The organism is Streptomyces sp. NPDC051561 (assembly GCF_044454195.1).
Lineage (GTDB): Bacteria > Actinomycetota > Actinomycetes > Streptomycetales > Streptomycetaceae > Streptomyces.
Window position 1 is genome coordinate 97,110 of the sequence record NZ_JBITDM010000003.1, and the last position, 13,848, is coordinate 110,957.

12 protein-coding genes and 1 riboswitch are annotated in these 13,848 nt (G+C 67.8%); of the genes, 2 read left to right on the plus strand and 10 right to left on the minus strand.

Translation table 11 applies throughout. From position 1 onward, the window contains the following. Positions 1-2 precede the first annotated feature (2 nt). On the plus strand, positions 3-1,238 hold the full coding sequence (locus ACIA73_RS08465; protein ID WP_399437568.1) for a glycerate kinase: 1,236 nt from the start codon (positions 3-5) through the stop codon (positions 1,236-1,238). Here the strand turns inward: ACIA73_RS08465 and ACIA73_RS08470 are convergent. The 6 genes from ACIA73_RS08470 to ACIA73_RS08495 form a co-directional block, all read right to left on the minus strand. Then, on the minus strand, positions 1,199-2,590 hold the full coding sequence (locus ACIA73_RS08470) for an aminotransferase class V-fold PLP-dependent enzyme (protein WP_399437569.1): 1,392 nt from the start codon (positions 2,588-2,590) through the stop codon (positions 1,199-1,201). The two genes, ACIA73_RS08465 and ACIA73_RS08470, sit on opposite strands and share 40 nt — an antisense overlap. Positions 2,591-2,824: 234 nt before the next feature. Next, a riboswitch (SAM riboswitch) is annotated at positions 2,825-2,942 on the minus strand. Positions 2,943-3,038: 96 nt separating this feature from the next. Then, complete coding sequence (trpD, locus tag ACIA73_RS08475) at positions 3,039-4,103, minus strand: anthranilate phosphoribosyltransferase (RefSeq protein ID WP_399437570.1); 1,065 nt, start codon at positions 4,101-4,103, stop codon at positions 3,039-3,041. Between the two features lie 152 nt (positions 4,104-4,255). Beyond that, entirely contained in the window at positions 4,256-5,887 is a 1,632-nt protein-coding gene (locus ACIA73_RS08480; protein WP_399437571.1) for a cytochrome bc complex cytochrome b subunit, read from the minus strand. Next, on the minus strand, positions 5,884-6,936 hold the full coding sequence (locus tag ACIA73_RS08485) for a Rieske 2Fe-2S domain-containing protein (protein ID WP_399437572.1): 1,053 nt from the start codon (positions 6,934-6,936) through the stop codon (positions 5,884-5,886). The genes ACIA73_RS08480 and ACIA73_RS08485 overlap by 4 nt, the downstream gene beginning before the upstream one ends. Next, positions 6,933-7,742, minus strand: a complete 810-nt coding sequence (locus tag ACIA73_RS08490) for a c-type cytochrome (RefSeq protein ID WP_399437573.1) — start codon at positions 7,740-7,742, stop codon at positions 6,933-6,935. The genes ACIA73_RS08485 and ACIA73_RS08490 overlap by 4 nt, the downstream gene beginning before the upstream one ends. A 79-nt stretch (positions 7,743-7,821) precedes the next feature. Beyond that, complete coding sequence (locus ACIA73_RS08495; RefSeq protein WP_189821776.1) at positions 7,822-8,442, minus strand: heme-copper oxidase subunit III; 621 nt, start codon at positions 8,440-8,442, stop codon at positions 7,822-7,824. A 229-nt stretch (positions 8,443-8,671) separates the two neighbouring features. Here ACIA73_RS08495 and ACIA73_RS08500 point away from each other — a divergent pair, with 229 nt between their 5' ends. Next, positions 8,672-9,091 (plus strand): hypothetical protein, encoded by a 420-nt coding sequence (locus ACIA73_RS08500; protein ID WP_399437574.1) that lies wholly within the window; start codon positions 8,672-8,674, stop codon positions 9,089-9,091. A 63-nt stretch (positions 9,092-9,154) separates the two neighbouring features. On the opposite strand, the gene ACIA73_RS08505 is transcribed toward ACIA73_RS08500, so the two are convergent. The 4 genes from ACIA73_RS08505 to coxB all read right to left on the minus strand — a co-directional run bounded on the left by ACIA73_RS08505 (position 9,155) and on the right by coxB (position 13,695). After that, complete coding sequence (locus tag ACIA73_RS08505) at positions 9,155-10,408, minus strand: Ig-like domain-containing protein (RefSeq protein WP_399437575.1); 1,254 nt, start codon at positions 10,406-10,408, stop codon at positions 9,155-9,157. Between the two features lie 154 nt (positions 10,409-10,562). Continuing rightward, complete coding sequence (locus ACIA73_RS08510; protein ID WP_399437576.1) at positions 10,563-10,961, minus strand: cytochrome c oxidase subunit 4; 399 nt, start codon at positions 10,959-10,961, stop codon at positions 10,563-10,565. Further along, the gene (gene ctaD, locus ACIA73_RS08515; protein WP_399437577.1) at positions 10,958-12,700 is read right to left on the minus strand and encodes a cytochrome c oxidase subunit I; all 1,743 of its coding nucleotides are present in this window, start codon (positions 12,698-12,700) and stop codon (positions 10,958-10,960) included. The genes ACIA73_RS08510 and ctaD overlap by 4 nt, the downstream gene beginning before the upstream one ends. After that, the gene (coxB, locus tag ACIA73_RS08520) at positions 12,697-13,695 is read right to left on the minus strand and encodes a cytochrome c oxidase subunit II (protein WP_399437578.1); all 999 of its coding nucleotides are present in this window, start codon (positions 13,693-13,695) and stop codon (positions 12,697-12,699) included. The genes ctaD and coxB overlap by 4 nt, the downstream gene beginning before the upstream one ends. Positions 13,696-13,848 lie beyond the last annotated feature (153 nt).

The following is a 13,848-nucleotide window of genomic DNA, read 5'->3' on the forward strand; positions in this document are numbered from 1 at the left end:
TCGTGCCGGTACGTCATGTCGCCATCGCCCCCAGCGGCTTCAAGGAGTCGCTGTCCGCCGAAGCCGCCGCCGAAGCCATCGCCGCCGGGGTCCGCAGGGTCCTGCCCCGCGCCCACCTCGACCTGATCCCCCTGGTCGACGGCGGCGAGGGCACCGCCCGCACTCTCACCGCCGCCACCCCCGGCGCCCGCCTCCTCACCCGCACCGCCACCGGCCCGACCGGCGTCCCCGTCGCCACCCACTTCGCCCTCCTCGACCCGCACACCGCCGTGGTCGAAATGGCCGCCGTGGCCGGACTGTCCCTGGTCCCGCGCACCCTCCGCGACCCGGGCGCCACCACGACGTACGGCGTGGGCGAACTGATCCGCGCCGCCCTCGACCAGGGCGTGCGCCGCATCCTCGTCGGCTGCGGGGATTCCGGTACGTCGGACGGAGGCGCCGGCGCCCTCCAGGCCCTGGGAGCACGCCTCCTCGACGCAAAGGGCTCCGAACTCCCCTACGGCGGGAGGCACTTGACCCGACTCACCCGCGTGGACACCACCCGCCTCGACCCCCGGCTCGCCCGGACCGAGCTGCTGGTCGCCTGCAATCCGCACAACATCCTGTGCGGCCCCCAGGGCGTAGCCCGTGTCTTCGGCCCGCAGAAAGGGGCGACCGAACCGCAGGTCGCCGAACTCTCCGGCGCCCTCGACCACTGGGCGTACACCCTCGAACGCGACCTGGCCCGCACCACACCGCCCGGCACCGACCTCCGCCACGGCCCCGGCACCGGCGCGTCCGGCGGCCTCGGCGCGGGACTCGCCGCACTCGGCGCCCGGCTGCTCCCCCGCTTCGACGTCCTCCTCGGCCACCTCGATCTGGACGCCCGCCTCGCCCGCGCCGATCTGGTCGTCACCGCCGAAGGAGCCCTGGACCGGCAGACCCCGCGGGGCAAGATTCCGGCCGAAGTGGCCCGCCGGGCACGGCAGTTCAACCGCCCGGTGCTCGTCCTCGCGGGCACCCTGGGCGAAGGCGCCCACGAGATCCACGCGGCCGGGGCCGACGCCTACAGCGCGATCCTGCCCGCCCCGGTGTCACTGGCCGAGGCCCTCGGCCGGGGCGGCGAGTTCCTCACCGACGCGACCGAACGGGCCCTGCGCATGGTCCAGCTGGGCGCACGGACGGCGCAGCGGCCCTCGCCCCACCGGCCCCGCATCCCTCAGACCGCCGGGACGCAACGCCCTTCCTCGGTCCGGTAGTTCCACTGCGCACCGTTCGCGACGAGTTCCTGCACGGCGGCCACGAAACGCTCGACGTGCTCGTCGGGCGTACCCGCACCGAAGCTCACCCGGATCGCGTTGAGAGAGCGCTCGCCCGGTTCGGCCTCGGGGGCGCCGCACTCGCCCGGGTCCTGCGGGTCGCTGCCGAGCAGCGTACGGACCAGCGGGTGAGCGCAGAAGAGACCGTCGCGGACGCCGATCCCGTACTCGGCGGACAGCGCTGCGGCGAAGTGCGAGCTGTTCCAGCCCTCCACCACGAAGGAGATGACGCCGACCCGGGGCGCGTCGTCACCGAACAGCGAGAGCACCTTGACGGCCGGCACCTCTGCCAGCCCCTCCCGCACCTTGCGCACCAGGGACTGCTCCCGCTCCACCAGCGAGTCGAAGCCCGCCTCGGTGAGCGCCTTGCAGGCGGAGGCGATGGAGTAGACGCCGATCACGTTGGGCGAACCGGCCTCGTGGCGGGCGGCGGTGGTGTGCCACTCGACATCCACCCCGCCGTCGGTTCGCCGCGCGACCTTCTTCGACGCACCGCCACCGGCCAGGTACGGGTCTGCCTCCTGGAGCCAGTCGGCCCGGCCCGCCAGCACACCCGACCCGAACGGCGCGTACAGCTTGTGCCCGGAGAAGGCGACCCAGTCGACGTCCAGGTCCTTGACGGAGACCGGGTGGTGGGGCGCCAGCTGCGCCGCGTCGAGCACGATCCGCGCACCGTGCGCATGGGCCGCCGCCGCCAGCTCCTTCACCGGCCAGATCTCACCGGTGACGTTCGAGGCGCCCGTGACGCAGACCAGCGCGGGACCGTAGGGATCACGGTCGGTGAGCGCCCGCTCCAGCGATTCCACGGCCTGGGCCGGGGTGCGCGGCGCGTTGAGGTACGTCACCCTGGCGTTCTGCCAGGGCAGAAGCGAGGCGTGGTGCTCGGTCTCGAAGACGAACACCTGGCAGTCGGCGGGCAGTACGGCCGAGAGCAGGTTCAGCGAGTCGGTGGTGGAGCGGGTGAAGACGACCTGGTCTCCGTCCCGGCAGTCCAGGAACTCGTGCACCGTCTGCCGGCTGTTCTCGAAGAGGTCCGTCGACAGCTGCGAGAGGTACCCGGCCCCCCGGTGCACGCTGCCGTAGTACGGGGCGTACGCCGCCACGTCGTCCCACACCCGCTGCAACGCCGGGGCGCTGGCCGCGTAGTCGAGGGCCGCGTACGTGACTTCGCCACCGGTCACCAGCGGCACCGCCACGTCCCGCCCGAGGACGGGGAGCGGCGCTCCACAGCAGGGGTCGGCGGACTCGGAGGCAGCGGAGGAGGTGGCGGTGGCGGTGGACGATGCAGACATGGCGAAACTCCTGGCAGGACAAGGCGGAATGGCTTCAGATGCACCCGTACCGCCGACCAAGGCTCAACTGCCTTGTGGAGTACGGGAGTTGCCTCGACGCGCGGCCACAAAAGGACCGCACGGAGGTGAAGGTGGAACGGGGCCGAAGGGCCCTATCGCATTCGCTTGCTCACGAGACTGCTCCCTTGAGGACCAGGACCCCAGGGGCGCGCCACTCCAAAAAGAGTGCGCAGGGGTCCGCGCTTGCCGTAGACCTCGCTGCCTACGACCTGGTCTTCACCCGGGGCACCCCGCCACGGACGGAGGGTTGCCGGACAGCGGGCCGGGGCCGTAGTCGCTGTCACTCATGACCTGTGCAGCATCCTGCCACACGATCAACGACGTGCAAGAGCGCAGTCCGCCTTCTGAGACATCCGGACTGCGCTCTGCGTCACACACCCACCGCGTTTCAGGCGTTACTCGCCTTCACCCAGCGCTCCAGCGCCCGCTGCGCGCTGCCGGAGTCGAGGGACTCACGCGCCTGCTCGATCCCGGCGGCGATCTCCTCGTTCAACGATCCTCCATGAGGATTGAGGGCTACGAGGGCTGCCGCCGTGTTGAGCAGCACCGCGTCCCGCACCGGGCCCTGCTCGCCCGCGAGCAGCCTCCGTGCGACCTCCGCGTTGTACGAGGCGTCCGCGCCCCGCAGAGCCTCCACGGGCACGATCTCCAGCCCCACGTCCCGCGGGTCGAACGCCTCCTGGCGGACCGCGCCGTCGCGGACCACCCACACCTGGGAGGTCGCCGTGGTGGTCAGCTCGTCCAGGCCGTCGTCGCCCCGGAAGACCAGCGCGGAATTCCCCCGCCCGGCCAGCACGCCGGCCACGATCGGCGCCATCCGCGCGTCGGCGACACCGACCGCCTGGGCCCGCACCTGGGCCGGGTTGGTGAGCGGGCCCAGGATGTTGAAGGTGGTCTGCGCGCCGAGCTCCTTGCGGGCCTTGGCGGCGTACCGCAGCGCGGGGTGGAACTTCACCGCGAAGCAGAAGGTGATGCCCGCCTCCTCGGCGACCTCCACCACCCGGCTCGGCGTCAGGTCCAGGTTGACGCCCAGCTTCTCCAGCACGTCCGAGGAACCGCTGGCGGAGGACGCGGCCCGGTTGCCGTGCTTGACGACCTTGGCACCCGTACCGGCGATCACGATGGCCGACATGGTGGAGACGTTGACCGTCTTGGCGAGGTCGCCGCCGGTGCCGACGATGTCGACGCTGGGGCCGGGCACCTCGATGATGCGGGCGTGCGCGTACATCGCCCGCACCAGACCCGTGACTTCCTCGACCGTCTCGCCCTTGGCCCGCAGCGCCACCGCGAAGCCCGCGATCTGGGCGTCGGTGGCCTCGCCGCTCATGATGCGGTCCATCGCCCAGGCGGTGTCGTCCGCACCGAGGTGCTCGCCGCGCAGCAGGGGGTTGAGGATGCCCGGCCAGCTACGGGCCGCCACGCTGTCGCCGCCAACCGGGGTCACAACGTTCATGGTCCGCTCCACAGGGTCCACAGCCGAATAGGAATCGCCACCCACCCTATCCAGGCCCGAGTACACCGAAGAGCCCCGTCCAGCGAATGGACGGGGCTCTTCGTGTGGCGGACAGTGCGGCCGGTTCAGCGGAACCGGACCGGCTTCAGGGATCAGTGGTGGCCGTGGCCGCTGGTGATCTCCTTGTACTCCTCGGCGGTGGGCTTGGCGATCTGGTTGCCCTCGCCGTACATGCCCTTGCTGAGCTTGGCGCGCAGCTTCTGGGTCGGGCCCACCTTGCGCTCGACACCGTTCTCGTCCACGGACGGGCCGATCTCGGCCGGCGCGTACTGCTCGTGCGCCGTGAGCGAGTGCAGCTGGTCCTGGTTGAGCGGCTCGTGCACCTCGACGAACTCACCGTGCGGCAGCCGCTTGATGATGCCGGACTCGCGTCCGTGCAGCACCTTCTCGGCGTCCCGGCGCTGAAGGCCCAGGCAGATCCGCTTGGTGATGATGAACGCCAGGACCGGACCCGCGAAGAATCCGATGCGGACGAACCAGGTGATCGAGTTGATCGACAGGTGGAAGTGCGTGGCCCACAGGTCGTTTCCACCGCCGACGAGGCCGATGAAGTAGACCGTGATCCAGGCGACACCGAAGCCGGTACGGGTCGGGCTGTTGCGCGGACGCTGCGCGATGTGGTGCTCGCGCTTGTCCCCGGTGACCCAGGACTCCAGGAACGGCCACACCGCGATGACGGCGAGGATCACACCGAACAGCGTCAGCGGGATGAGTACGCCCAGGGCCAGCGTGTGACCCCAGAGGTTGATCTCCCAGCCCGGCATGACACGCACCAGGCCTTCGGCGAAGCCCATGTACCAGTCCGGCTGGGCGCCCGTGGACACCTGGTCGGGACGGTACGGGCCGAGTGCCCAGACCGGGTTGATGGTGAACGCCGCCGCGATGACCGCGATGACACCGAAGACCAGGAAGAAGAAGCCTCCGGCCTTGGCCATGTAGACCGGCAGCAGCGGCATGCCGACGACGTTCTTGTTCGTCCGGCCGGGGCCCGCGAACTGGGTGTGCTTGTGGTAGAAGACCAGGATCAGGTGAGCCACCATCAGGCCGAGCATGATGCCCGGCAGCAGAAGGATGTGGATCGAGTAGAACCTGGCGACCATGTCGTGGCCGGGGAACTCTCCGCCGAACAGGAACATCGAGATGTACGTGCCGACGACCGGGATCGACAGAATCGCACCCTGGGTGAAGCGGACACCGGTACCCGACAGCAGGTCGTCCGGCAGCGAGTAACCGGTGAAACCGGTGAACATGCCGAGGACGAACAGCAGGAAGCCGAACAGCCAGTTGACCTCACGCGGCTTGCGGAAGGCACCCGTGAAGAACACGCGCATCATGTGCACGAACATCGCCGCGAGGAAGATCAGCGCGGCCCAGTGGTGGATCTGCCGGATCAGCAGACCACCGCGGACGTCGAAGCTGATGTCCAGCGTCGACGCGTAGGCCTCCGTCATGCGGATGCCGTGCAGCGGCGTGTACGAGCCGTGGTAGACGATCTCGTTCATCGACGGGTGGAAGAACAGCGTCAGATACACACCCGTGAGGATGATGATGATGAAGCTGTACATGCAGATCTCGCCGAGCATGAAGGACCAGTGGTCCGGGAAGATCTTGCGCATGTTGGACTTGGCCAGGGAGTAGATCCCCAGCCGTCCGTCCGCCCAGTCCGCCACCCGCTCACCGGCGGGCGCCTTCTGCTGCGGCTTGGTCTCGGTTGCAGTACTCATCCGCGCTCCCAGAAGGACGGACCGACGGGCTCCGCGAAGTCGCCGAGCGCTTCGAGGTAACCCTCGTCATTCACACCGATCCGCAGCTGCGGGAGCGCGTGACCGGCCGGGCCGAAGATGACACGGGCGCCGTCGGAGAGGTCGAAGGTGGACTGGTGGCACGGGCAGAGCACGTGGTGCGTCTGCTGCTCGTACAGGCTGATCGGGCAGCCGACGTGGGTGCAGATCTTCGAGTACGCCACGATGCCCTCGTGCGCCCACTCGCGCTGCTGCTTGTCCTTGATCTCGTCCGGCTGGATACGGACGATCATCAGGGCGGCCTTGGCGATCTCGTTGTTGAACTCGTGGTCGTCCTCCTTCAGGCCTTCCGGCATGGCGAAGGTGAGCGACCCGACGACAACGTCCTCGGCGCGCAGCGGCTCCATCGTGTTCTGGTTGATGAGCAGCTTGCCCTTGGCCCAGAGCGTCTCGCGGAGCTTCTTCTCCGGCAGCGGACCGAGGTCGCGCAGCAGGACGACGCCGGACAGCGGCACCAGGGCCAGTGCGCCGAACATCGTGGTGCGGATCAGCTTGCGACGGCCGATCGCGGACTCCTGGGCGCCGGCCTTGAAGTCGGCCATGACCTTGGCCTTGACCTCGGGCGACGCCGCGATCGGGTGACGCTCGTCGGCGACCTCGACATCGGACATCAGGGTGCGGGCCCAGTGGACCGCGCCCGCGCCGATGCAGAAGAGGGCGATGCCGAGCGTCAGGCCGAGCGAGAGGTTCAGCGCGCTCACATGGCCGAGCGGCCAGACGTACACGATCTTGTCGATCGGGAACGCCACGAAGGAGGCGATGAAGCCGACCGTGGCCAGCATGGACAGCGTGAACAGGAAGGCGACCACGCGCTCGGAGCGCTTGGCGGCCCGCTCGTCGATGTCCTGGATACGCGGCTTGTGCGGCGGCAGGCCCGGGTCCGCGAACGGATCGTCCTGGCGCGCCACCTCGCCGTGCGCGTCGCCCTGCTCAGCCGGCAGGGCCTCTTCTGGATTCTCGTTGCTACTCATGACTTCTTGGCCTTAGCGGTGTGGGCCGCGACCCAGACGGCAACTGCGATGAGCGCACCCAGACCGAAGATCCAGGCGAACAGACCCTCACTGACCGGGCCGAGATTGCCCAGTCCGAAGCCGCCGGGGCTCGGGGTCTCTTCGCCGTTCACGGCCTTGACGTACGCGATGATGTCCTTCTTCTCCTTCTCCGGCATGGTGCTGTCCGGGAAGGAGGGCATGTTCTGCGGGCCGGTCTGCATGGCCTCGTAGATGTGCTTCGGCGAGACGTCCGTCAGGGACGGGGCGTACTTGCCGTTCGTCAGGGCGCCGCCCTCACCGGTGAAGTTGTGGCACTGCGCACAGTTGGTGCGGAACAGTTCGCCACCCTTGCCGATGTCGGCACCCTCGGGGTTGGTCTGGCTGTCGGTCGGCGTGATGGGACCGGCGCCAAGGGAGGACACGTACGCCGCAAGCTGGTCGATCTGCGCCTGCGTGTAGATGACCTTCTTCTTGGGCACCTGCGCGCCGGGCTGCTGCGCCGGCATGCGGCCGGTGCCGACCTGGAAGTCAACTGCGGCGGAGCCCACGCCCACGAGGGACGGGCCGTCAGTGGTGCCCTGACCGCCGGTTCCGTGGCAGCTTGCGCAGCCAACGGCATAGAGCTTCTTGCCCTCCTCGATGGCGAGGGACTGGGAGGTCTCGTCGGCCTGCGCCTTGCCCGCAGGCGCAAGCGCGGCGTACAGCCCCCCAGTGGCCGCCAGCGCGAAGAGTAGGACGACGAGCGCCGCCAGCGGATGGCGTCGTCGTGCGGAGAGCTTTTTCACGGATTACCCCGGTGTCAGGATCTTCTGCGTCGATGCGGGAAGTGTTGCGGGCTCGGGCCCGATATCTGATGAGCCCGGATTACTTGATCATGTAGATCGTGGCGAACAGGCCGATCCAGACGACATCGACGAAGTGCCAGTAATAGGACACGACGATGGCGGCTGTCGCCTGCTCGTGGGTGAACCTCTTGGCCGCGTACGTCCGCCCCAGGACCAGCAGGAAGGCGATGAGACCGCCTGTCACGTGCAGTCCGTGGAAGCCGGTCGTCAGGTAGAACACCGAGCCGTACGGGTCCGACGAGAGCGAGAGGCCCTCGTGCTTGACCAGCTCGGTGTACTCGTACACCTGGCCGCCAATGAAGATCGCACCCATCACGAACGTGATGATGAACCACGTCCTGAGCTTCTTCACGTCGCCCCGCTCGGCGGCAAATACGCCGAGCTGACAGGTGAGCGAGGAGAGCACCAGGATCGAGGTATTGGTCAGCGAGAAGGGGAAGTTCAAGGCCGAGGCCTTTTCCGCCCAGAACTCGGGACCCGTCACCGATCGCAGGGTGAAGTACATCGCGAAGAGGGCCGCGAAGAACATCAGCTCGGAACTCAACCAGATGATGGTTCCGACGCTGGTGAGGTTCGGTCGATTGACCGACGGGTGCGCGTGCCCGGTATCTACTGTCGTTGCTGTCGCCACGACCGACATTATGTCGGTCGCTTATCCCGCCCTCACCCCGGGGGGTGCCGTTCGGAGTGTCAAGAGGGTGTGTCCTGCCCGAACGGCCCATCGAAGGACCGTACGAACCGGTGTGGACGAGGGGTGCGACGGAGTAGCATCCGCGCATCGGAGCGAGCCCTTCGATCCGCCTGCGGAGCCCTGAAAACCCCGAGAACACCGCGCAGTTCACCGCGTAACCGGACGTCACGGAGGAACAATGCAGCAGCCGACCGCCACGGTGCTGGTCTACAGCGACGACGCCAACACCCGCGAGCAGGTGCGTCTCGCGGCCGGTCGCAGGCCGGCCGCCGACGTACCGCCGGTCGAGTTCCTGGAGTGCGCCACCCTGCCCGCCGTGCTGAAGGCGCTGGACGCCGGCGGCATCGACGTGTGCGTACTGGACGGCGAGAGCGTCCCGGCGGGCGGCATGGGCGTCTGCCGTCAGATCAAGGACGAGGTCTTCGACTGCCCGCCCGTACTGCTCCTGATGGGCCGTCCGCAGGACGCCTGGCTGGCCACCTGGAGCCGTGCGGAGGCGGCGGTGACGCTGCCCGTCGAGCCGGTGGGCTTCGCCGCCTCGCTGGCCGCGCTGCTGCGCGCCCGGCTGGACGACAAGGCTCCTGCCGTACGGGCCTGACCTCACGCGCCGCCTCCTGACTCCCCCGGGACCTGGACGGATACCTCGGCCTTCGCGGCCGGTTCAGACCTGGGGGCGCAGGCGGGGGGCGTAGACCCGGTCGATCTGCTTCTCGGTGTCGGCCAGCAGGGCGCTGCCCCTGCGCCACTTCCGCCAGGAGACGTTCCAGTCCCCGAAGCCGTTGCCGAACGGGTCCATGGTGTCGCCCCAACTGCCGACGACCTGCACCAGGTCGCCCTCTCGGACGGTGTCGAAGAACCACTCGGCGTCACCGGTGGACATGCCCGTGCAGCCGTGGCTGACGTTCGCGTACCCCTGCGACCCGGTGGACCAGGGCGCCGCGTGCACGTACTCGCCGCTCCAGGTGACCCGGGTGGCGTAGTACACCGGCAGGTCGTAGGAGTCGCTGGTGCCGGTCGGGATTCCGATGCTGGTGCCGCGCATGCGTACGAAGTACTCCTTGCCCAGTACGACCTTGACGCCGTTGCGGGTGGAGTAGCCGGGCTTGCCGGTGGTCACCGGAATGGTGTTGATCACCTTTCCGTTGCGCTTGACCGTCATGTAGTGCGACGAGGCGTCGGTGATGGCCTCGATGCGGTCGCCGGTCTTCAGCTTGAGGGGCGTCGAGGCGGCCCCGTAGACGCCCTTGCCGACCTTGACGCCCTCCAGGGTGCTGTGCGCCCTGATGGTGGCGCGGGCAGGCCAGTAGCTGCGCGGGCGGTAGTGCAGGAGGTTGTCGTCGACCCAGTACCAGTTGCCCTCCACGGCGGGCTTGGAGTCGACCTTCAGGGCGCGTTCCACGACGGCCCTGGCCTTCGGGTCGGTGATCCGCTGGCTGAGTTCGGCGGTGAGGGGCTGCCCGACGCCGTAGGTGCCCGCTTCGGGGCCGAAGGTGACCTTCAGTTTCTTCTGGCCGGGTGCGGTACGGAAGCCCAGTCTGCGCACCCCGGGGGCGCCGCTCGCGTCCTCGGTGGCCACCCGGACCGCGTAGTCGGCCCCTGCGGCCAGTGGGGCGGTGGAGTGCCAGCGGGACCCGTCGGCGGAGAGTTCGCCCGCCACCTGGCGTCCTGCGGCGTCCGCGGCGATGACGTCGGTGATCCGGGCCTCCTGGCCGGTGGTCCGGACCTCCAGGGGCTTCTCCGGGTCCGTGTCGGTGCTGCCGGGGCGACCGTTGAAGGTGATCTGCTGGGCGGCGTCGTACGGCGTGGAGGAGAGCGGGTTGCCCTGGGGCTCGCCGCATCCGGTCAGGCCCGCCCCGAGAGAGGCGATCAGCAGGGAGCAGCTCAGGACCGTCCAACTTCGGGGTGCGTGGCTCATGATCACACGATATGAAGCATCGTCAGTTCGAGCGCGCTGGACCACCGCAAGTGACTGCAAACGAATGAGGGGCCCGTACACCTGAACGTCGTCAGGTGTACGGGCCCCTCGTCGAGGTACCGCCGTACGGCTGGTTCCCCGGGGTGGTGCGGTGCTACTGGGTGCGGTTCTCACCGCGGTAGAACTCGAAGACCCAGCCGAACAGGCCGACCAGGATCAGCGGCAGCGAGAAGAACAGCAGCCACCAGCCCATCGCGACCGCCAGGAAGGCGAACGCGCCGCCGATACCCAGCGAGAGCGGCTGCCAGCTGTGCGGGGCGAAGAAGCCCAGCTCGCCGGCCTCGTCCGCGACGTCGGCCTGCTTGTTGTCCTGGGCCATGGCGTCGGCCCGCTTGGCCGTGAAGGCCAGGTAGAAGCCGATCATCAGGCTCAGCCCGAAGGCCAGGACGAGCGCCGTGGTGCCCGCGGGCTCCTTCGACCACACGCCGTACACGACGGCCATGATCGCGATGAACACGCTCAGCCAGATGAAAAGCCAGCCTTGGATCTTCACTTGCCCGTCTCCTTCGTGCTGAGGGCGAGCTGCTCGATGCCGTTGTCACGGTGGTTCTCAAGCTGGTCGATGGCCGAGATCTCCGGGTGGTGCAGGTCGAACGCCGGGGATTCGGACCGGATGCGCGGCAGCGTGAGGAAGTTGTGCCGCGGCGGCGGGCAGGACGTCGCCCATTCGAGCGAACGGCCGTAGCCCCACGGGTCGTCGACCTCGACCTTCTTGCCGTACTTCGCGGTCTTCCACACGTTGTAGAAGAACGGCAGCATCGACAGGCCGAGCAGGAACGAGCTGATCGTCGAGATCGTGTTCAGCGCGGTGAAGCCGTCGGCGGCGAGGTAGTCCGCGTAACGACGCGGCATGCCCTCCGCACCGAGCCAGTGCTGGACCAGGAACGTGCCGTGGAAGCCCACGAACAGCGTCCAGAAGGTGATCTTGCCGAGCCGCTCGTCCAGCATCTTGCCGGTGAACTTCGGCCACCAGAAGTGGAAGCCGGAGAACATCGCGAAGACCACGGTGCCGAAGATGACGTAGTGGAAGTGCGCGACGACGAAGTACGAGTCGGAGACGTGGAAGTCCATCGGGGGCGAGGCCAGGATGACGCCGGTCAGACCACCGAAGGTGAAGGTGATCAGGAAGCCGACGGCCCAGAGCATCGGTGTCTCGAAGGACAGTGAGCCCTTCCACATCGTGCCGATCCAGTTGAAGAACTTCACACCGGTTGGCACTGCGATGAGGAACGTCATGAAGGAGAAGAACGGCAACAGCACGCCGCCCGTCACATACATGTGGTGGGCCCAGACCGTCACCGAGAGGCCGGCGATCGCGATCGTCGCGGCGATCAGACCGATGTAGCCGAACATCGGCTTGCGGCTGAAGACCGGGATGACCTCGGAAATGATTCCGAAGAATGGCAACGCGATGATGTACACCTCTGGATGGCCGAAGAACCAGAAGAGGTGTTGCCAGAGGATCGCGCCGCCATTGGCCGCGTCGAACACATGGGCACCGAATTTACGGTCCGCCTCCAGGGCGAACAGCGCGGCCGCCAGCACCGGGAAGGCGAGCAGGACCAGAACACCGGTCAGCAGCACGTTCCAGGTGAAGATCGGCATCCGGAACATCGTCATGCCGGGCGCGCGCATGCAGATGATCGTGGTGATGAAGTTGACCGAACCGAGGATCGTGCCGAAGCCGGAGAAGGCCAGACCCATGATCCACATGTCGGCGCCGACACCCGGCGAACGGACCGCGTCCGACAGCGGGGAGTAGGCGAACCAGCCGAAGTCGGCCGCACCCTGCGGGGTGAGGAAGCCGGCCACCGCGATGATCGAGCCGAAGAGGTACAGCCAGTACGCGAACATGTTCAGCCGCGGGAACGCCACGTCGGGCGCACCGATCTGCAGCGGCATGATCCAGTTGGCGAATCCGGCGAACAGCGGCGTCGCGAACATCAGCAGCATGATCGTGCCGTGCATCGTGAAGGCCTGGTTGAACTGCTCGTTCGACATGATCTGCGTGCCGGGACGAGCGAGCTCGGCGCGCATGAAGAGCGCCATCAGTCCGCCGATGATGAAGAACACGAACGACGTGATGAGGTACATCGAGCCGATGGTCTTGTGGTCAGTGGTGGTGAGCCACTTGATCACAATGTTGCCCGGCTCCTTGCGCCGCACCGGCAGCTCGTTCTCGTACGAGTCGACTGCTGCCGCGGCACCCTTGGGTTCGTTGAGGATGCTCACAGTTTGTTCGTCTCCGCATTCCGGGCCGGGTTCGTCAGCTCAATACCGGACGGGATGTATCCGGTCTGACCCTTCTTCGCCAGGTCCTTGAGGTGCTGCTGGTATTCCTCGGGGGAGACGACCTTCACGTTGAAGAGCATCCGGGAGTGGTCCACGCCGCAGAGCTCGGCACACTTGCCCATGAAGGTGCCCTCCTTGGTGGGGGTCACCTCGAAGGCGTTGGTGTGTCCCGGGATGACGTCCTGCTTCATCAGGAACGGCACCACCCAGAAGGAGTGGATGACGTCACGCGACGTCAGCACGAACCGGACCTTCTCGCCCTTGGGCAGCCACAGCGTCGGGCCGGGGTTCCCCGTGTCGGGGTTCCGCGTACCGGGGATGCCGTAGTCGTAGACGCCCTCGGCGCCGTCCTTGAACTGCTTGGTGTACTTGTCCGGGATCGCGCCGAGTTCCTTGGGAACTCCGGCCTTCAGACCGGTCTTGGGGTCCGTCTTCGGACCGGTGGCGGCATTGCCGTCCACGTCCTCGACGTAGTTGAAACCCCAGCTCCACTGGTAGCCGACCACGTTGACCGTGTGCGTCGGCTTGTCGTCGAGATGCAGGAGCTTCGATTCGTCACGGGCCGTGAAGTAGAACAGCACCGAGACGATGATGAGCGGGGCGACCGTGTACAGAGCCTCGATGGGCATGTTGTACCGGGTCTGCGGAGGTACCTCCACCTTGGTGCGGCTGCGCCTGTGGAAGATGACACTCCACAGGATCAGACCCCACACCAGCACGCCCGTGACGAGCGCTGCCGCCCACGAGCCCTGCCAGAGGGAGAGGATTCGCGGCGCCTCTTCCGTCACCGGGGTCGGCATTCCCAGTCGCGGGAAGTCCTCCCATGTGTACGAGCAACCAGAGGCGGTCGCCAGGACCACGCCCGCGGTCAGCACCTGGAGCAGCTTCCGCCGCATCGGGCGCCGCGACGAGCGGTCGGAGCCGTTGGGACTCACGTAGCGCCTTCCCGAGAGTCTCGCCCGCGCGTTTGTAGTGGCTGCGGCCGTCTCACAGTCGGTCGGTCGCCGGCCCTGACGCGGGCAGGGGTTTGGATGTTTATGCGGACCAAACCCTACTGGACGCTATTTGGGGTCGCGCGGGGAGGGTGC